Raw genomic sequence first — 18,325 nt, 5'->3', positions numbered from 1 at the left:
CTTGCCCTCAGGCCGACGTCGCGGCGCCGACCTTGCCGATGAACCCGGCCGCCACGACCAGCCCGTCGGGGCCGTTCTCCAGCGGCAGGAGCGCCAAGCGGCGGGGCGCGGGGCCGCCGACCACCTTGCCGCTGGCGCGCGGGTCGAACTTGGAGTGGTGGCACGGGCATTCGAGGATCCTCTCCTCTGCGTGCCAGCCGGAAACGTCGCAGCCGGCATGGCTGCAGACGGCCGAGAAGGCGACGATGCCGCCGGCGGCGTGCTTCCGGGTCTCCTCGTCCAGATCGGCCGGATCGAGCCGGATCAGCATCACCTTGTTGAGCCGCGAGCCGTCGCGGACCGTTTCCGACGCCGGGTCGAGGCAATAGGCCATGACCTGCTGCCGGCCTTGCTCGATGTCCTTGTCGCCGATCGGCTCTCCCTTGCGCTCGCCGGAGGCGAACACCAGCCGGTCGCCCGCCTGGGGCCTCGACTTGCGCGGGTCTCCCTGGGCCACGGCTTCCGCCGGACCGCCCATCGGCGCCAGATGAAGCGCCACTCCGGCACACAACGCCGCCTTCAGGACGGTCCGGCGCTCGATATCGACTTCAGGCTCCTGATGATCCACGTGGCAGTTTCCCCTGTATCCTTTTTCGGGCGGCCCGACCCCGACCGGGAAATCGGTGCGGCGCGTGTTGCGCCGCACCGTAAGGAGGAGACATCGGACCGTCACATCGATTGATGCGGGGGTTAGTGCAGCAATGAGCGTGCCAATCCTGTCGAGTGGGAAAACTCCAGGTTCAACCGGGCCTCGGCGTCACATATCGTTACACGTGTCACACAGCATTCGTCACAAGCCGAGCCCTCTGATATTGCGCCGCACAAGGAAATATTTTTAGGAACATTGCTTCAAAACTCGGCTCATGCTCTAGCCTCAAATTATTTATTGAGTTAGCCTGACCCGAAGACAGGAAAGCCGGAAAACCGGTGTCACGGATTGGGGGAATGATGATCGCGCCCGGATCGACGGCGAGCGACCATATAGACCGCATCATGGCCTGGGTCGACGGAGCCGCCGTGCCGACCAGTCCGCCGCCCCACGACATCATCGCCGACTCCTGGAAGCGCTGCGTGCTGAAGCACCGGCTCGACCCGGCCACCGTCAACGCTCCCAACGTCCTGACGCCGCCCGAGTTGCGCGACCATGTCGAGCCGGTCGGCGAGTTCCTGGGCTTCGCCCGGGAGAGCCTGCTCGGCCTCCATGCCCAGCTCGCGGCGTCCGGCTACGTCGTCCTGCTGGCCGACCGGCACGGCGTTACGATCGAGCGGTTCGGCAGCCTGCCGGTCGAGGGGCGCATGGCTCGGGCCGGGCTGGAACGCGGCGCCGTCTGGGCGGAGGATTGCGAGGGCACCAACGGCGTGGGCACCTGCCTCGCTTCGGGCAAGCCGATCCTGGTCCATCGCTTCGATCATTTCGCGGTCCGCCACACCGGCCTGACCTGCTCCGTGGCGCCGATCCTGGGACCCGCCGGGGAGCTGCTGGCCGCCCTGGACGTCTCTTCCCTGACCGCGCCGGCGGGTGGGCAGTTCCAGTCGCTGGTCCACGGCTTCGTCATGTCCGCCGCGCGCCAGATTGAGGACACCTGGTTCCTGGCCCGCACGCGGGAGAACTGCGTGCTCGCCCTCGCCCGCTCGCCGGAGATGGCGGGGATAGAGACCGATGCCATGATCGCGGTCGATCCGGCGGGCACCGTGGTCGGCCTCAACGGCGGCGCGCGCAGGCTGTTCGCCGGCAAGACCCTGATCGGCACCCGACTGGACGCCGTGCTGGAGACGTCGCTGGACCGGCTGGCCGAGGGGATGGCCCTGGTACGCCAGTCCGGCACCGAGCGGCGCTGGGCAGTGACGCTCCGGATGCCGCTGGCGGCGACGGCGCGGCGGCAGCCGCCGCGCCGGCTCGCCGCACGCTCCCCGGCGACGGCGCGCCCGTCCCGCCCTATGACGCTCGAAGAGCTGGCCGGCGGCGATCCCCAGATGCAGGCCCATGTCCGCCGCATCCGCCGCTTCGTAGACTGCGACCTGCCGATCCTGATGGGCGGCGAGACCGGGACCGGCAAGGAGGCTTTCGCCCGCGCGATCCATGACGCCAGCGCCCGCGCCGCCAGGGCGTTCGTCGGCATCAACTGCGCGGCCCTGCCGGAAAGCCTGATCGAGAGCGAACTGTTCGGTTATGCGGAAGGCGCCTTCACCGGCGCGCGGCGCGACGGCATGCGCGGCAAGCTGGTCCAGGCCAACGGCGGCACCCTGTTCCTGGACGAGATCGGCGACATGCCGCTGGGAGCCCAGACCCGGCTGCTCCGCGTCCTGGCCGAACGGGAGGTGATCCCGCTAGGGGGCGACCGCGCCATTCCGCTGGATCTTCACGTGATCTGCGCCAGCCACCACGACCTGGAAGCCCTGGTCGCCTCCGGCGCCTTCCGGGCAGACCTGTTCTACCGGCTGAACGGCCTGCGCATCGTCCTGCCGCCGCTGCGCGACCGGGCCGACAAGGCTGCGCTGATCGACCGCGCGCTGGAGTTGGAGGCGACGGGGCTTCCCGCCCCTCCCCGCCTGACGCCCGAAGCGCGATCCCTGCTGATGAGCCACGACTGGCCGGGCAATATCCGCCAGCTCCGGACGGTCGTTCGGGCCGCGGTGATCGGCTGCGAGGACGGGCTGATCCGGTGCGAGGACCTTCCCCTTGGCATGCCGCGCTTTTCCGGCGCGGCCGCCGCCTGCCCGGCCGCCTGTACCGAGGCGGAACGGCTCCAGGCGATCCTGCGCAGCCACAAATGGTGCGTGGCGGATGCCGCCCGGAGCCTCAACGTCAGCCGGATGACGCTTTACCGGCGCATGGCCAAGTTCGGCGTCGTGCCGCCGAACCAGCTTTGAAGCGGCGGTTCAGCCGAACCTGCCGGTCACGTACTCCTCGGTGCGCTTCTGCTTGGGCGCCGTGAACAGGTCCTCCGTCACGCCGTACTCGATCAGCTCGCCCAGATACATGAAGGCCGTGAAGTCAGACGCGCGCGCCGCCTGCTGCATGTTGTGGGTGACGATGCAGATGCAGTACTCGCTCTTCAGCTCGTCGATCAATTCCTCGATCTTGGAAGTGGAGATCGGGTCCAACGCCGATGCCGGCTCGTCCATCAGAAGCACCGACGGGTTGACCGCGACGGCCCGGGCGATGCACAGGCGCTGCTGCTGGCCGCCGGACAGGCTCAGGCCGCTCTGGTTCAGCTTGTCCTTCACCTCGTTCCACAAGGCGGCGCGGCGCAGGGCCTGCTCGACCCGGCCGTCCATCTCGTCGCGCGGCAGCTTCTCGTAGAGCCGGATGCCGAACGCGATGTTGTCGTAGATGCTGAGCGGGAACGGAGTCGGCTTCTGGAACACCATGCCGATCTTGGCACGCAGCAGGTTCAGGTCGATGCCCGGCGCCAGGATGTTCTGCCCGTCGAGAAGCACCTCGCCCACGGCGCGCTGCTTCGGGTACAAGTCGTAGATCCGGTTGAGGATGCGAAGCAGCGTGGATTTGCCACAGCCCGAAGGGCCGATGAATGCGGTAACCTTCCGATCGTAAAGCGGCAGGGTTATGTTCTTCAGCGCCTCGAAATCCCCGTAGAAGAAGCTGAGGTTCCTGACGGATATCTTCTCGACCATCTGGCCTTCCTGCGCGGCGCCGGGCGGCATGGACTGGACCAGCATCTGGCGGCCGGCCGTGGCGGTGGAGCGGGCTTCTTGCATGGTCATCGTCCCTTCGATCCGAGCCCGGCGAGCACGCGGGCGGTGATGTTGATGATGAGGATCGTGACGGTGATCAGCAGGGCGCCGGCCCAGGCCAACTGCTGCCAGTCCTCGTAAGGGCTGAGCGCGAAGCGGAAGATGACGACCGGCAGGTTCGCCATCGGCGCGTTCATGTCGGTGCTCCAGAACTGGTTGCTCAACGACGTGAACAGCAGCGGGGCCGTCTCGCCGCTGATCCGCGCCACCGCCAGCAGCACGCCGGTGATCATGCCGTTCCGGGCGGCACGGTAGGCGATCATCACGATCACCTTCCACCGCGGGGCGCCCAGCGCCGCAGCGGCCTCGCGCAGGCTCGCCGGCACTAGGTTCAGCATGTCCTCGGTGGTGCGGACCACGACCGGGATGACGATGACCGAAAGTGCGACCGCGCCGGCCCAGGCCGAGAAATGGCCCATCGGGACGACCATGACGCCATAGATGAACAAGCCGATGATGATCGACGGCGCGCTCAGCAGGATGTCGTTGATGAAGCGGATGACCTGCCCCAGCAGGTTGCCGCGGGAATATTCCGCCAGGTACGTCCCGGCCAGAATGCCGATCGGCGTGCCGATCAGGGTCGCCAGCAGGGTCAGCACGACGCTGCCGTAAATCGCGTTGATCAGGCCGCCCGCCACGCCGGGCGGCGGCGTGCTCATGGTGAAGATGCTGGGCGCCAGCGCGGACAGCCCGTTGTAGAACAGGGTCCAGAGGATCGCGACCAGCCAGAAGATGCCGAAGGCGGCGGCCGCCATCGACAAGCCGAGCGCGACCCGGTTAGTGAGTTGGCGACGGGCGTAGAGATTCATGTCGGTCAGCCTCCCGACCGCTGCTGCATGCGCATCAGCATGATCTTGGCCAGTGCCAGCACGGTGAAGGTAATAAAGAACAGGATCAGGCCGAGGGCGATCAGGGACGAGATGTACAGCTCGCCGACGGCCTCGTTGAATTCGTTCGCGATCGCGGCGGAAATCGTCGTTCCCGGCGCCATCAGGGAATTGCCGATGCGGTGCGCGTTGCCGACCACGAAGGTGACCGCCATCGTCTCGCCCAGGGCACGTCCCAGGCCCAGCATGACGCCGCCGACCACGCCGACGCGGGTATAGGGCAGCACGACCTTCCAGACCACCTCCCAGGTGGTGGCACCAAGGCCGTAGGCGGATTCCTTGACCATGGGCGGCACCGTCTCGAACACGTCGCGCATGATCGAGGTGATGAACGGAAGCACCATGATCCCGAGGATAAGGCCGGCGGTGAAGATGCCGATGCCGAACGGCGGGCCCGAGAACAGGTCGCCGATCACCGGCACCTGGCCGATCGTGTTGATCAGGAACGGCTGGAGGGTCTGCTGGAAGATCGGGGCGAACACGAAAAGGCCCCAGATGCCATAGATGATGCTGGGAATGCCGGCCAGCAGCTCGATAGCGATGCCGACGGGACGCTTCAGCCACGGCGGCGCCAGTTCCGTCAGGAACACGGCGATGCCGAAGCTGATGGGAATGCCGACCGCCATGGCGATCAAGGCCGTCATCAATGTGCCATAGATCGGCGACACCGCGCCGAAGCGGTCGGTCACGGGGTTCCAGACCTGCGTGGTCACGAAGTCGAACCCGAAGGTGCCGAGCGCCGGAAGGGCGCCCTGCACCAGCGAGACGAAGACTCCGCCAAGGATCAGCAGGACGAGAACGGCGAAGAACGCCGTCGCGGACTGGAAAGCCTTGTCCATCAGGCTCTGGCGTCTGGCCTGGCTGCCGCTGAGGGTGCGGCTTTGGGCTGTCATGGCGGTATCGGTCATTTTTCTGCGTCCAGGTCGGCGTTACGTTACTGCTGGCCGCCGGTCCACATGGCCTCACCGTTCACTTCGGCGAACCCGGTGGTCCAGGTCTGCTCGACTTGGTCCACGACCTTGTCGGGCATCGGAACGTAGTCCAGCTCGTCGGCCATCTGGTCGCCGTTCATATAGGCCCAGTGGAAGAACCGGAGCGCCGACTGGGAAGCGGCGGGGTCCTGCGGCTGGCGATGCATCAGGATGAAGCTGGCGCCGGTGATCGGCCAGCTCTTGGCGCCGGGCTGGTCGGTCAGGATGACGTAATAGCCGGGGTTGGCGCTCCAGTCGGCGGAGGCCGCCGCGGCCTGGAAGGTCTCGCTGTTGGGTTCGACCCACTGCCCGTCCTTGTTCTTCATGACGGCGTTGGTCATCTGGTTCTGCTTGGCGTAGGCGTACTCGACATACCCCACGGCGCCTTGGATCTGGCTGGTCTGGGCCGCGACGCCTTCGTTGCCGCGGGCACCCAGTCCGGTCGGCCACTGGACCGAGGTGTTGCTGCCCACCTGCTCCTTGAAGTCCTCGCTGACCTGGCTCAGGTAGTTGGTGAACAGGAAGTTGGTGCCCGACCCGTCGGAGCGGTAGACGGGCGCGATCGCGAGATCGGGAAGCTGCAGGTCGGGATTGAGAGCCTTGATGGCGTCGTCGTCCCAGCTGGTGATTTCACCCAGATAGATGTTGGCAAGGGTCGGGCCGTCGAGCCGGAGCTGGCCCGGCTGGATGCCGGGAACGTTCACCACGGGGACCACGCCGCCCATGATCATGGGGAACTGGACGAGACCGGCCTGCTCGAGTTCCTCCGGCTTCAGCGGACTGTCCGAAGCGCCGAAGGTCACCGTCTTTTCCTTGATCTGCCGGATGCCGCCGCCCGAGCCGATCGACTGGTAGTTGATGTTGGTCCCGGTCTCCTGCTGATAGGCCTGCGCCCAGCGGGCATAGACCGGATAGGGGAAGGTCGCGCCCGCGCCGGAGATGTTCTGGGCATATGCCGAAGACCCAAGCACGATGCCGGCGAGCCCGGCTATTGCGCTGCGGATGACGGTCTTGCTGATGATGGTCATCAAATCCTCTCGCTCATCATGAAGGTCATGGGCAGTCGCGTTATTAACAAATTCGAGCAACAACTGACCAACCCCAAAGCATCCTTCACTAAATCTTAATACGGCATTTAGTGCTTATTGCACACACCCTATCTTGCTCAGCTTAGTGTTGACACTGGTGGAGGCCTCATTTGCCGGGGCTTTCACGTTTACGCCGCAGGATCGCTCGGACGCGCATTGTTGACGACTGGCGGCGCGAACCTAGCAGATCGACCGATGACCGCCATAACCTACTTGCGCCATCTGTTCCTGAATAGGTAACCCTTAAGTCACGAAACGCGATACACTCTCGGGCATGTGCGGACCCGGGTCCGCAGGATCGGGCGGCGCTTACCTCGCGGCGCCTGATACCGAAGGACGGAGGATCGCGATGCGCAAGAACGGCGCCTTCGGGGCGACTTGGGGGCAACTGTTGGTCTGGAGCGCCGCCTGGCTGGTCTTCGGCGGCGTCCTGGTCGTCGGCGAAGTGCCTTACGGGACGGCGGCCTCCGCATGGCTCGGCGGCACGGCCGTCCTGGCATGCATCGGCTTTTTCTCCGCCCGGATTGTCCACCACCGGAGGTTCGGCCGGCCGGCGTCCCTGGCCGAAGCCGCCCAGCCGCCAGGTCCGGCGGGACCGGCCTCCATCGCCTCGGTCACACCGGCCCTCGGCCGTATCAGCGACCTCCGGGAGCGGGTCAGAAACACGCTCCGGGCCCTGAACAGCAGCCTTTGTCGGATCGCAAAGGCGACCCAGGCGACCCAGGACATCGCGGCGCGAACCAACCTGCTGGCCCTCGACAGCATGATCGCGACCGTCCGCTTCGCCCAGTCCGGCAAGGGTTTCGCGACCGCGGCCACGGCGGCCCGGACCATCGCCGGCGAAACCGGGAAATCCATGGCCGAGATCGGCGACCACATAAGGGACATAAACGAACTGGCCACGAGCGTTTCGGAGACCGTGGACGAAGTCGGCGCGGTCGTCTCCGGCATGGAGGATATGGTGGAGGGCATCCTGCCCGACGGGGGCCGCAAGGTGGTTTGCTTGGCGGAATGGACCGGCCGGCGCGCGGCTCCGACGACTGCGACCGAGCAATCTCCGCCGTGACGGGATCCTCCCCCGTACAGCGTGTTCTCGACCGCAAGCCCGAGCGATTTCAGCGATGATCGGATTCTGTTAAAAAATCAGATCCCGGCAATAATGCGGCATTGTATGATACGTGCCGATGTCACGAGCGGGGCAGCGGCGCAATGGGACAGGCCAATGGGGGCGCGGACCGGAGGAGCCGGCCTTCCGATGTCCGTAGCGAGCAGGTTTCGCTGGTCGTAAAGCAACTTCCCCTGGTTCTGGTCGCGAACCTGGCCAATCCCGTCCTGACCGTGATGGTCCTCGCCCCGGTCGTGCGGATCAACCATGCCATTCTCTGGGCGGGACTGCTGATCGGGCTGACCGCGATCCGTTTCGTGCAGTTGAAATGGCTGAGCGGCAGTCCGAGCAGGCGCCTCGACCCCGACCGCATGGTCGCCAAGCTCACCTTGGCGTCCGGCGTGTCGGGTCTCATCTGGGGCATCGGGCTGGTCCTGCTCATGCCCGATCCCCTGATCTACCGCATGTTCGTCGCCTTCGTGCTGGGCGGCATGGCCGCCGGATCGGTCGCCACGCTGTCGCCGCTGATGCCGGTCGTGACGGCATTCCTGGCGCCTTGCATGCTGCCTCTGGTCGTCCGCCTGGGCCTGGAAGGCAGCCCTGTTTATCTTGGCATGGCAGTGCTGGGCATAGTTTTCACCGGCGGCCTGTGGACCGCAGCGTGGAAGCTGAACGGGTGGATACGCGAGATGCTGCTGTTGAAGCTCGACAAGATCCAACTCGCCGAAGAGCTTTCCACCGTGCTGGACAACCTGGAACGGCAGGTGGAACAGCGCACGGCGGACCTCAGGATCGCGCGCGACGAGGCCGACCGCGCCAACCTAGCCAAGACCCGGTTTCTCGCCGCGGCCAGCCATGACATGGGACAGCCGCTCCAGGCCATGCGGCTGTTCATCGACCTGCTCGATACGCGGCTCGCTGGAACGTCCAACCATGAGTTGGTGCGCAACCTGATGAAAGCTCACATATCCGGCGAACGGATGCTGGCCGGACTGCTCGACCTGTCCAGATTGGAGACCGGGACGGTCCAGGTCCGGCTCGAGAGCTTCTCCGTGGACGATCTGCTGGAGGAGTTGGGCGACGAGTTCCGTCCCCTCGCCGGAAATCGCGGCCTCACGCTTACGGTTCGCCACTGCGACGGCACGGTCCTGAGCGATCCGGTGCTGCTACACCAGATCATCGCCAACCTGCTGGCGAACGCCGTGCGCTATACCGCCGAAGGAAAGATCCTGCTCGGCTGCCGACGGCGCGGCGTGCACATCCGCATCGAGGTATGGGATACCGGCATCGGCATTCCCGCCGACCGCTTGGACGACATCTTCGAGGAGTTCAGGCGCATCGACCAAGTGGAACAAACGGATTTCCGCGGCGTCGGCCTCGGCCTCTCGATCGTCCGTCGAACGGCGGCCCTGCTCGACCACCCAGTGACGGTCTGCTCCCGACCCGACCATGGATCGATGTTCGCGATCACGGTCCCACTGGGTACGGCGGAGGCGCCGAAGCCTCCGCCGTAAGCAGACAACCCTGGTCTAAAGATCCTTAGCGAACAGGTCCCTTGTCGAGATTGGTACGGTCCAGACCGGCAGCCCCCTTGTCGACGTCGACTTCGGTGTGGCGTACGGTGTCGGAGATGGTCTGTTCCCGCTCTTCGACGTCTTTGCGGACGACCACTTCCCCGGTGACATGGGTCTGCTTGCTGACGACCGCTTCCTCATCGGTCTCGTGCAATTCGACGACCCGCTCCTTGAAGTCGGCGTCGGTCGCCTGGCGGTTCGGGTCTACCTTGCGGCGGTCCACATGGACGGTTTCGTCGCGCAGCCTGACCGATTCCTCAACCGGGGTCTCGACCACGTAGCTGCGAACCCGGACGCCGCCGCGCTCGACCGCCCGCTTGCCGACACGCAGTTCCTCCTCGGCGATCGGAATCACTTCCTCCTGCTCCGCGGTGCCAGTCCGGCGATCCATGTCGTCGGTCTCGTTGACGTCCCGCAGGCCGGTTGCCGCAGCCGAAAGTCCGGTGCCGGCGGATTGGTCCGTCGTCAGATCAGCGGCACCGGAGTCCAGATCCGCGCCGTCACGCATGTCGACCGGGCCATGATTATCCAGGATGTCCACGGTCCGCTGCAGGTTGGCCTCGTCCACGGTCCCCACCAGGAGCGGATATCCCTTCTCCACGCCGCGCATGTAATGGCGAATGTCGTCACCATCGACGTGGCGGCGAACCAGTTCGCCTTCCACGTCGCCCTGATCGCGGTCAAGCATCTGCCCGTCGTGCAGGTCCACGCCCGAATTGCGCAGTTCCTGCTGGACGGTTCCGATGACGTCCCGATCCCGGAACATGGTCACGATGGTATACTGAGCCATTTCAGCGTCCTCTTTAACAATCTGTTGAATGCCTGCCATGCCCCGGTCCGGTAGCGGACCGGGGCATCGATGGACCGTCAACAGCAGCAACCGCCCGATCGTCTCCAGCACACGTCGAGATTGCTTGAATTAATGTCGGAACGCCGGCCCTCAGTAGGCCCGGCGGGCGCGCAGCAGGAACGCGATTGCGGCGGGAAGCGCCAGCAGGGTCAGCGCCGCCAGCGGAACGCCGCCATTGTTGTAACCCTTTCTCCAGCCGCCATGGACGCCCTGCCCGTCCCGCATCGGTTCGAACAGCGTTCCGGTGGTCTCGTCGCTCGGCTCGTCGGCCAGGAAGCCGTAGTTCAGCGCACGGCCGTTGATCCGGGTCATCAGCGAGGGGGCGAGCCGCTTCTGGATCGCGGCGACCTTGCCGATCCCGCCGATGATCACTTCGGCACGCGGATGATCGACCAGACCGACCACCGTCCGGGCCACTTTCTCGGGCGTGTAGACCGGCGGAGCGGCGCGCACGCGGTGATGGCTGAAATTGGCGGCATGATGGAAGAACGGCGTGTCGATCACCGACGGCAGGATGGTGCAGATATGAATATCGCGCTGGTCCAGCACTTCCTGCCTCAAGGCTTCGGAGAAGCCCCTGACCGCGAACTTGCTGGTGGCGTAGGCCGTGGAGTCCGGCTTCGCGAGACGGCCCACGATGGAGGCGTTGTTGATCATTACGCCGTGGCCCTGGGCGCGGAACTGGCGCATGGCCGCCTTGGCGCCATGGACATAGCCGAACAGGTTCGTCTCTATGACCCGGCGCCAGGCGTCTGACGGAATATCCTCGAAGCGGCCGAAGACGCCGACCCCGGCATTGTTGAACCAGACGTCGATCCGGCCGAAATGCTCCAGGGCCATCGCAGCCAACCTCTCGACCTGGTCCTCCCGGGTCGTGTCGGTCGGCACCGCCAGCGCCCGGCCACCAAGGTCGAGACATTCGCGCTCCACCTCGCGCAGCATTTCCGCCCGCCGGGCGGCGAGGACCACCGTAGCTCCCTTCCGGGCGAAAGCGTGGGCCGTCGCGCGTCCAATACCGCTCGAAGCTCCGGTGATCACGACCACGGGATGGTCAGGATGTGGAGGCATCTGAGAACCCCTTCGATGTTGTCGGTTGTCGGGTGGCGCATCGCCACTGTCCGTGCCGCAATGCAGCATGGGACCGACAACAGGGCTTCCAGTGCTTGGTTCCGAGTGTCGCGGTCACAGGCAATCGGCGCGCCGGAGGCGATACATGTTGAACCTGGCGTAGGGATTCACGTTCCGGTCCGGTCGCGAATAGACGTGGTCGACCTCCCCCCGCCTGACTACCAGCCCGCCGATCTCGACGATGGCGGCATCCGGGCCGACCGGCGGTTCCGCAACGTTGGTCACGACGTAGCAGACGCCCATCTCCGCCAGGTATCCACCTAGGGCGTTGGCTCGAAGCCGTCGGGCGTAGTCGTAACTGTTCACCAGCCCGTCGCCGTTGATCAGGGTCCGGTCGGCGAAATAGCCGACGAACCCGCTGCCGTCGATCTGGTACATCCGGGCGGAGGCTGGGACCGAAAGATGTATGGTGCGGATCAGCTCCGCGCTGGCAAGTTGGTCGGCCCGGAAACCGGCGTAGTAGTGGACGCGGCCGGCAAGGTTCAGCGCCAGGAAAAGCGCCGCCAATCCCAGCGCGAGGTCGCGGCGGGGGGCGACGGAGCGGCTCCGGCCCGTCCGGAACGGCTGGCAGGCTACTGTGGCGAGGCCGAGGAACGGGACGACGAAGTACCAGCTTCGTACATTGACGAGGACGAGCAGCGGTGTGAAGAACGCAAGGACCGAAGCCACGACGGTCGCCCGTCGCAGCATCTGTTCACGGGTCTCGGCGCCCACGATGGTGGCCAGACAACAGACGAGCAGCAGTGCCATGCAGCCGAAGCGCGCCAGTTGTCCGGAGGACGCGAAGATGTTGTCCCTGAGATGGGCGACGAGGCCGGAACCATGAACGTCCGCACTGACTTTCAGGAAGGACGACACGGAATAAAACTCGCCAAACACCGCCTTCATAAGCGCGATCTGCGCGAAGCACCCGGCCGCGAGCGCGGCGGCCAGGACGACGCCTGCCCGCCGCCGGCGGATCAGCAGATACAGGACCAGGATTGCGACGATGATGGCGGAGTCGATCCGGACGAGCGGAACGAGGCCGGCCGCCAGGATCATCGGGACCGCGGGCCGCTCGTCGTCCCGGGCCAGGAAGGACCGGAAGAGGATCGCGAGGAGCAGCGCCAGCAGCCCGGTTTCCATCAGCCCGCTGGAGGTCAACAGCAACGCGGCCACCGCGACAGCAGCCACCGGCCGGCGGGTGGCCTCCCAGCTCGCCCGCAGGATCAGGCTGTAGAAGGCCGCGAGATGGGCGAACAGGTGAACCGGGACCGCCGGCGTGACGAAGCCGATGATCCAGCTTATCCCGGCGAGCAGCCATCCCCAGAGCAGGTGATAGCCGCTGGTGGTCGACACCCCGTCGAAGCTGGAGAGGTGGTTGACCCCGATATTGTAGGCGATCCTGCTGTAGAAATAGCCGTCGTCCTCCACGAAGCCGTTCGGGAAGACGCTTGCCGCGTTCAAGGCGAAAGCCGCCAGAGTCAGGCCAAGGGCCAGGATGAATGGATAACGGTGCGAACTCTCGGCCAATCCTGGTTTCCTGCGGTGAAATACTCCGGCGTAACAGCCATAGCCCGCGCGGCAGGTCAACCGTCAACCAATGAAAAGGGCTTCCCCGCCGAAGCAGGGAAGCCCCCAACCATACAACTTGCGTCAGACTGCCTCTGGCCGGTTCGAGCCGGCAGCTTAGAACGGGATTTCGTCGTCCAGATCCTGGTCGAAGGCCGGCTTGCTGCCGCCACGGCCGCCGCCCGAGCCACCCCGGTCGCCGCCGCTGCCGCCGCCGTAACCACCGCCGCCGCCACCGCCACTGCCGTAGCCGCCCCCGCCGCCACCCTCGTAGCCGCCTCCGCCGCCTTCACCCTGCTTGCTGCCGAGATCCATCTCGGCGACGCGGACGCTCAGCTTGGAACCGGGGGTGCCGTCGCGGCGCTGGAATTCCTCCAGCTTCAGCTCGCCGCTGACCACGACCTTGTCGCCCTTCTTGACATAGTTGGCGACCGATTCGGCCCGCCTGCCCCACATGGAGCAGTCGACCCACTGGGTTGTCTTGCGGTCACCGAACCCGACGTCGTTGGCCACCCGGAAGCTCAGCACCTTCTCGCCGCTCTGGGTGGTCCTCAATTCCGCATCGGCGCCGACGCGGCCGCTGAATGTCCATACGTTCATGGTCTCTCTAACTCCTGATCCGCCGGTGGCGCGATGATGCCTACCGTAGGCGGGAGAGGTCCGGAACGCAACGGCTGCCCTTGGCTACGCCGTCACGGCCCGGTGCCGCGACTCTCGTGTCCCACGATTCGCACCACAGATCTGCCGAGCCGGGAGTCGCAATTCCATCCCGCATCGCTCATATGTCTGTGGTTTGTCGCTTCCCCTCTACCGGTCTTCCTGGTAAGAACATCTCATGAACAAATCTATCACGGTCCGCGGCGCGCGGGAACATAATTTGAAGAACATCGACGTGGATCTGCCGCGCGACAAGCTGGTGGTGATCACTGGCCTGAGCGGGTCCGGCAAGTCCTCGCTGGCGTTCGACACCATCTACGCCGAGGGGCAGCGACGCTATGTCGAGAGCCTGTCGGCCTACGCGCGCCAGTTCCTGGAATTGATGCAGAAGCCGGACGTGGACTCGATCGAGGGGCTGTCGCCCGCGATCTCGATCGAGCAGAAGACCACGTCGCGGAATCCGCGCTCCACCGTCGGTACCGTGACGGAGATCTACGACTATATGCGGCTGCTGTTCGCTCGGGTCGGCGTCCCCTACTCGCCCGCGACGGGCCTGCCGATCGAGAGCCAGACGGTCAGCCAGATGGTCGACCGGATCATGGACATGCCGGAGGGCACCCGCCTGCTGCTGCTCGCCCCGATCGTGCGCGGGCGCAAGGGCGAGTACCGCAAGGAACTCCAGGACCTGTCCAAGCGCGGCTACCAGCGCGTCAAGATCGACGGGGAACTGTACGAGATCGACGAGGCCCCCGCCCTTAACAAGAAGCTGAAGCACGACATCGAGGTGGTCGTCGACCGGATCGTCGTGCGCGAGGGGCTGGGCAACCGGATCGCCGATTCGCTGGAACAGGCCCTGGGCTTGGCCGACGGCCTCGCCTTCGCGGAGAACGCGGACGGCGGCGAGCGGACCACCTTCTCCGCCAAGTTCGCCTGTCCCGAGAGCGGCTTCACGATCCCGGAGATTGAACCCCGGCTGTTCTCGTTCAACAACCCGTTCGGCGCCTGCCCATCGTGCGACGGCCTGGGCGAGAAGCTGTATTTCGATCCGCTGATGGTCGTGCCGAACGAGGACCTGTCGCTCGACAAGGGCGCCATAGCCCCCTGGGCCAACTCGACCTCGCAGTACTACGCCCAGACGCTGGAAAGCTTGGCGCGCCACTACAAGGTCGCGACCACGAAGCCGTGGAAGGACCTGCCGGAGGATGTCCGGCATGCCATCCTCTACGGCTCCGGCGGCAAGCCGGTCACCATGCGCTATGACGACGGCCTGCGCAGCTACGAGACCAACAAGGCCTTCGAGGGGATCGTCAACAACCTCGAACGGCGCTGGCGCGAGACGGAGAGCGCCTGGGTCAAGGAGGAGCTGGGCAAGTACCAGTCCAGCCAGCCTTGCGAGGCCTGCAAGGGCGCCCGCCTGAAGCCGGAGGCGCTGGCCGTCAAGATCCGCGGCCTGCACATCAGCCAGGTCACCGAGATGTCGATCCTGAAGGCCGGCGAGTGGTTCGGCGAGTTGAACCAGCATCTCCGGCCCAAGGACCAGGAGATCGCCTACCGCATCCTGAAGGAGATCAACGAGCGGCTGGGCTTCCTCAACAATGTCGGTCTCGACTACCTGACGCTCAGCCGCAACTCCGGCTCGCTGTCGGGCGGCGAGAGTCAGCGCATCCGGCTCGCCTCCCAGATCGGCTCGGGATTGACCGGCGTGCTCTATGTGCTCGACGAGCCCTCGATCGGGCTGCACCAGCGCGACAACGACCGCCTGCTGGAGACTTTGCGGCGGCTCCGCGACATCGGCAACACGGTGATCGTGGTCGAGCACGACGAGGACGCGATCCGGGCCGCCGACTACCTGGTGGACATGGGGCCGGCCGCCGGCGTCCATGGCGGCCAGGTGATCGCCGCCGGCACGCCGGAGGAGGTGATGCAGAACCCGGACAGCATCACCGCCGACTACCTGACCGGTCGCAGGTCGGTTCCTGTACCGGCCCAGCGGCGCAAAGGCCACAAGGGCCAATTCCTGGAGGTCGTCGGCGCACGGTCGAACAACTTGCGCGATATTTCCACGAAGATCCCGCTCGGCACCTTCACCTGCGTCACCGGCGTCTCGGGAGGCGGCAAGAGCACGCTGGTGATCGAGACCCTCTACAAGTCGCTCGCCCGCAAACTCAACGGCGCGCGGGAGCATCCGGCGGAGCATGACGCGATCAACGGCATAGAGCACCTGGACAAGGTGATCGACATCGACCAGTCGCCGATCGGCCGGACGCCGCGGTCCAACCCGGCCACATATACCGGTGCCTTCACGCCGATCCGCGACTGGTTCGCCGGGTTGCCGGAAGCTAAGGCCCGCGGCTATGGACCCGGCCGATTCTCGTTCAACGTCAAGGGCGGCCGGTGCGAGGCCTGCCAGGGTGACGGGGTGCTGAAGATCGAGATGCACTTCCTGCCCGACGTCTATGTCACCTGCGATGTCTGCCACGGCAAGCGGTACAACCGCGAGACGCTGGAAATCCTGTACCGCGACAAGAGCATCGCCGATGTCCTGGACATGACGGTGGAGGAAGGCGCCGAGTTCTTCAAGGCGGTTCCGTCGATCCGCGACAAGATGCAGACGCTTGAACGGGTCGGCCTGGGCTACATCCATGTCGGGCAGGCGGCGACCACGCTGTCGGGCGGCGAGGCCCAGCGGGTCAAGCTCGCCAAGGAACTGAGCCGCCGCGCCACCGGCCGCACCCTCTACATCCTCGACGAGCCGACGACCGGCCTGCATTTCGAGGACGTGCGGAAGCTCCTGGAGGTGCTCCATGCCCTGGTGGACCAGGGCAACACCGTCGTGGTGATCGAGCATAACCTGGAGGTCATCAAGACCGCGGACTGGATCATAGATCTCGGCCCGGAAGGCGGCACTGGCGGCGGCGACATCGTCGCCGAGGGCCCTCCCGAAAAGGTCGTCCGGGAGGAACGCAGCTACACCGGCCGCTATCTGGCGCCCTACCTGCCGACGCCGGTTGGCAAGTCGCGGAAGTCGGCATAGTCGGTCGTTTCGTCCGCCTCCTCGCAGGCCGCCGTCGGCACGCCGTCCACATGCTCGACATGGGCGGCGCCGGCGGCGCCCGGCATGCCGGCGCCGGAGGGGATCGGCACCATCAGGCGGCGCTTCTTCGGACGGACCACCTTGCGCGACACGCCCGCATAGATCTGCTTGCTCGCCTCCAGCAGATAGACGCCGGCGAAAGCTTTGAACCAGCGCTCGCCGACCTCCTCCCAAGCCGGCGCAGACCCGAGCAGGAAGCGGGAGCGAATCGGCGGGATGAACAGGGCACGGGCCGAGCGTTCCGGAACGAACATGTTCTCCCGGAGCACGTGCTTCAGCTGGGACGGCGAATAGGGGCTGCCGTGTCCGAACGGCGTGCGGTCGATCCGCGCCCAAATGCCGCGCCGATTCGGCGCCACCACCAGCAGCCGCCCGCCGCCCGCCATGACGCGCCAGATCTCGCGCATCATCGGACGAAGCTGCTCGGTACATTCCAGGCCATGGACCAGCAGCACCCGGTCGACCGACATGTCGGGCAGCGGCAGTTCCGCCTCGTCCGCCAGCGCGGACAATCCCGGACCCTCGGCCGGCCAATAGACGACACCCTGCGACGCCGGCATCAGTGCTATGGTGCGCTCCGCCTCGTCCCGGAAGGGGCGCAGGTACGGGGCGGCATAGCCAACGCCCAGAACCACTTGGCCGCGGACATCCGGCCACAGCTCGCGGACACGACGACGGATCATCCGCCGGGCGACCTGTCCCAGGCTGCTCTCGTAAAACTCGCGCAGATCAATGGCGTCGGTATACATTGTGTCCAGAGTCTAACACGAAACAACAGCCGGGGTCATGCCCGGGGCTTTGCCTGACCCACGGCCATGGGGTAACCTCTTCGTCATGGATATCCAGCTCATCCCAACGCTCAGCGACAACTACGTCTACCTCTTCAAGGATCCCCAGAGCGATGCCGTCGGCATCGTAGATCCCGGCGATCCCGGACCCGTGCTCGCCGCCCTGGATAGAACAGGTTGGTGTCCGACGCACATCTTCAACACCCATCATCATGCCGACCATATCGGCGGCAACGGCGTGTTGAAGCAGCGCTTCGGCTGTACCATCATCGGACCCGCAGCCGACCGCGGCCGCATTCCCGAACTGGACGTGGTCGTCGCCGACGAGGACACCTACCATTTCGGCTCGCACGAAGTCCGCGTCTTCGAGACGCCGGGCCACACCAGCGGCCATGTCGCTTTCTGGTTTCCCGACGCGTCCGCCCTGTTCAGCGGCGATACGCTGTTCGCGTTGGGATGCGGCCGGTTGTTCGAAGGGACGCCGGCCCAGATGTGGAACTCGTTGCTGAAGCTGCGGGAGCTGCCCGCCGACACTCGGGTCTATTGCGGACACGAATATACGCTGTCCAACGCCCGCTTCGCGGTCAGCGTCGATCCCGGCAACCCTGCCCTCAAGGAACGCGCGGCCGACATCGCCGTGCTGCGCGACGCCGGCAAGCCGACCATCCCGACCACCCTCGGCGTCGAGCGGGCGACCAACCCATTCCTGCGCGCCGACGATCCGGATCTTGCCGCCGAACTCGGCCTCGCGGGCACCGATCCGGTAGAGGTCTTCGCCGAGATCCGGCGGCGCAAGGATCATTTCTGACAGCTGCCTCGTTAAGCAAAGAGGGCATT

At 65.8% G+C, this 18,325-nt stretch carries 15 protein-coding genes; 5 read left to right on the top strand and 10 right to left on the bottom strand.

Features of this window, described 5'->3' with window-relative positions; genetic code table 11:
- Positions 1 to 7: 7 nt before the first annotated feature.
- On the bottom strand, positions 8 to 607 hold the full coding sequence (locus JL100_RS11925) for a QcrA and Rieske domain-containing protein (RefSeq protein WP_202679648.1): 600 nt from the start codon (positions 605 to 607) through the stop codon (positions 8 to 10).
- A gap of 377 nt (positions 608 to 984) precedes the next feature.
- On the opposite strand from JL100_RS11925, the gene JL100_RS11920 reads away from it, so the two are divergent.
- Entirely contained in the window at positions 985 to 2,910 is a 1,926-nt protein-coding gene (locus JL100_RS11920; RefSeq protein WP_202679649.1) for a sigma-54-dependent Fis family transcriptional regulator, read from the top strand.
- A 9-nt stretch (positions 2,911 to 2,919) separates the two neighbouring features.
- On the opposite strand, the gene pstB is transcribed toward JL100_RS11920, so the two are convergent.
- Genes pstB through pstS form a run of 4 tightly spaced genes read right to left on the bottom strand, consistent with a single transcriptional unit; the run spans position 2,920 to position 6,681 of the window.
- Positions 2,920 to 3,765 carry a phosphate ABC transporter ATP-binding protein PstB gene (pstB, locus tag JL100_RS11915; RefSeq protein WP_456115312.1) on the bottom strand — a complete coding sequence of 282 codons (846 nt, stop codon included), beginning with the start codon at positions 3,763 to 3,765 and terminating at the stop codon, positions 2,920 to 2,922.
- Positions 3,762 to 4,604 carry a phosphate ABC transporter permease PstA gene (gene pstA, locus JL100_RS11910; RefSeq protein WP_202679650.1) on the bottom strand — a complete coding sequence of 281 codons (843 nt, stop codon included), beginning with the start codon at positions 4,602 to 4,604 and terminating at the stop codon, positions 3,762 to 3,764. The genes pstB and pstA overlap by 4 nt, the downstream gene beginning before the upstream one ends.
- 5 nt (positions 4,605 to 4,609) lie before the next feature.
- Positions 4,610 to 5,575 carry a phosphate ABC transporter permease subunit PstC gene (gene pstC, locus JL100_RS11905; RefSeq protein ID WP_228421215.1) on the bottom strand — a complete coding sequence of 322 codons (966 nt, stop codon included), beginning with the start codon at positions 5,573 to 5,575 and terminating at the stop codon, positions 4,610 to 4,612.
- A 41-nt stretch (positions 5,576 to 5,616) separates the two neighbouring features.
- Complete coding sequence (gene pstS / locus JL100_RS11900) at positions 5,617 to 6,681, bottom strand: phosphate ABC transporter substrate-binding protein PstS (RefSeq protein ID WP_202679652.1); 1,065 nt, start codon at positions 6,679 to 6,681, stop codon at positions 5,617 to 5,619.
- 409 nt (positions 6,682 to 7,090) lie between these two features.
- Between pstS and JL100_RS11895 the strand changes: the two genes are divergently transcribed.
- Positions 7,091 to 7,807 (top strand): methyl-accepting chemotaxis protein, encoded by a 717-nt coding sequence (locus JL100_RS11895; RefSeq protein ID WP_202679653.1) that lies wholly within the window; start codon positions 7,091 to 7,093, stop codon positions 7,805 to 7,807.
- A gap of 143 nt (positions 7,808 to 7,950) precedes the next feature.
- Positions 7,951 to 9,360 carry a sensor histidine kinase gene (locus JL100_RS11890; protein ID WP_202679654.1) on the top strand — a complete coding sequence of 470 codons (1,410 nt, stop codon included), beginning with the start codon at positions 7,951 to 7,953 and terminating at the stop codon, positions 9,358 to 9,360.
- Between the two features lie 25 nt (positions 9,361 to 9,385).
- Here JL100_RS11890 and JL100_RS11885 read toward each other — a convergent pair whose 3' ends face one another.
- From JL100_RS11885 to JL100_RS11870, 4 genes are all read right to left on the bottom strand, one after another.
- Complete coding sequence (locus tag JL100_RS11885; protein ID WP_228421214.1) at positions 9,386 to 10,249, bottom strand: YsnF/AvaK domain-containing protein; 864 nt, start codon at positions 10,247 to 10,249, stop codon at positions 9,386 to 9,388.
- Positions 10,250 to 10,360: 111 nt separating this feature from the next.
- Positions 10,361 to 11,338, bottom strand: a complete 978-nt coding sequence (locus JL100_RS11880; RefSeq protein WP_202679656.1) for an SDR family oxidoreductase — start codon at positions 11,336 to 11,338, stop codon at positions 10,361 to 10,363.
- Between the two features lie 114 nt (positions 11,339 to 11,452).
- The gene (locus tag JL100_RS11875; protein ID WP_202679657.1) at positions 11,453 to 12,910 is read right to left on the bottom strand and encodes a hypothetical protein; all 1,458 of its coding nucleotides are present in this window, start codon (positions 12,908 to 12,910) and stop codon (positions 11,453 to 11,455) included.
- Between the two features lie 156 nt (positions 12,911 to 13,066).
- A complete protein-coding gene (locus JL100_RS11870; protein ID WP_202679658.1) occupies positions 13,067 to 13,549 on the bottom strand; it encodes a single-stranded DNA-binding protein in 483 nt (160 codons plus the stop codon).
- A 235-nt stretch (positions 13,550 to 13,784) separates the two neighbouring features.
- On the opposite strand from JL100_RS11870, the gene uvrA reads away from it, so the two are divergent.
- On the top strand, positions 13,785 to 16,640 hold the full coding sequence (gene uvrA / locus JL100_RS11865) for an excinuclease ABC subunit UvrA (protein WP_202679659.1): 2,856 nt from the start codon (positions 13,785 to 13,787) through the stop codon (positions 16,638 to 16,640).
- Here uvrA and JL100_RS11860 read toward each other — a convergent pair.
- Positions 16,598 to 17,449, bottom strand: a complete 852-nt coding sequence (locus tag JL100_RS11860; protein WP_202679660.1) for a class I SAM-dependent methyltransferase — start codon at positions 17,447 to 17,449, stop codon at positions 16,598 to 16,600. The genes uvrA and JL100_RS11860 overlap by 43 nt on opposite strands.
- Before the next feature lie 85 nt (positions 17,450 to 17,534).
- On the opposite strand from JL100_RS11860, the gene gloB reads away from it, so the two are divergent.
- A complete protein-coding gene (gloB, locus tag JL100_RS11855) occupies positions 17,535 to 18,296 on the top strand; it encodes a hydroxyacylglutathione hydrolase (protein ID WP_202679661.1) in 762 nt (253 codons plus the stop codon).
- Positions 18,297 to 18,325: the final 29 nt, after the last annotated feature.

The organism is Skermanella mucosa (assembly GCF_016765655.2).
Lineage (GTDB): Bacteria > Pseudomonadota > Alphaproteobacteria > Azospirillales > Azospirillaceae > Skermanella > Skermanella mucosa.
This window is presented reverse-complemented; position numbering and strand designations above follow the sequence as displayed.

Coding starts and splice junctions, on each gene's coding strand:
- pstS (WP_202679652.1), bottom strand. CDS start 6,681: ATGACCATCATCAGCAAGACCGTCATCCGCAGCGCAATAGCCGGGCTC.
- pstC (WP_228421215.1), bottom strand. CDS start 5,575: ATGACAGCCCAAAGCCGCACCCTCAGCGGCAGCCAGGCCAGACGCCAG.
- JL100_RS11890 (WP_202679654.1), top strand. CDS start 7,951: ATGGGACAGGCCAATGGGGGCGCGGACCGGAGGAGCCGGCCTTCCGAT.
- pstA (WP_202679650.1), bottom strand. CDS start 4,604: ATGAATCTCTACGCCCGTCGCCAACTCACTAACCGGGTCGCGCTCGGC.
- uvrA (WP_202679659.1), top strand. CDS start 13,785: ATGAACAAATCTATCACGGTCCGCGGCGCGCGGGAACATAATTTGAAG.
- JL100_RS11885 (WP_228421214.1), bottom strand. CDS start 10,249: ATGGCAGGCATTCAACAGATTGTTAAAGAGGACGCTGAAATGGCTCAG.
- JL100_RS11920 (WP_202679649.1), top strand. CDS start 985: ATGATGATCGCGCCCGGATCGACGGCGAGCGACCATATAGACCGCATC.
- pstB (WP_456115312.1), bottom strand. CDS start 3,765: ATGACCATGCAAGAAGCCCGCTCCACCGCCACGGCCGGCCGCCAGATG.
- gloB (WP_202679661.1), top strand. CDS start 17,535: ATGGATATCCAGCTCATCCCAACGCTCAGCGACAACTACGTCTACCTC.
- JL100_RS11870 (WP_202679658.1), bottom strand. CDS start 13,549: ATGAACGTATGGACATTCAGCGGCCGCGTCGGCGCCGATGCGGAATTG.
- JL100_RS11895 (WP_202679653.1), top strand. CDS start 7,091: ATGCGCAAGAACGGCGCCTTCGGGGCGACTTGGGGGCAACTGTTGGTC.
- JL100_RS11860 (WP_202679660.1), bottom strand. CDS start 17,449: ATGTATACCGACGCCATTGATCTGCGCGAGTTTTACGAGAGCAGCCTG.
- JL100_RS11880 (WP_202679656.1), bottom strand. CDS start 11,338: ATGCCTCCACATCCTGACCATCCCGTGGTCGTGATCACCGGAGCTTCG.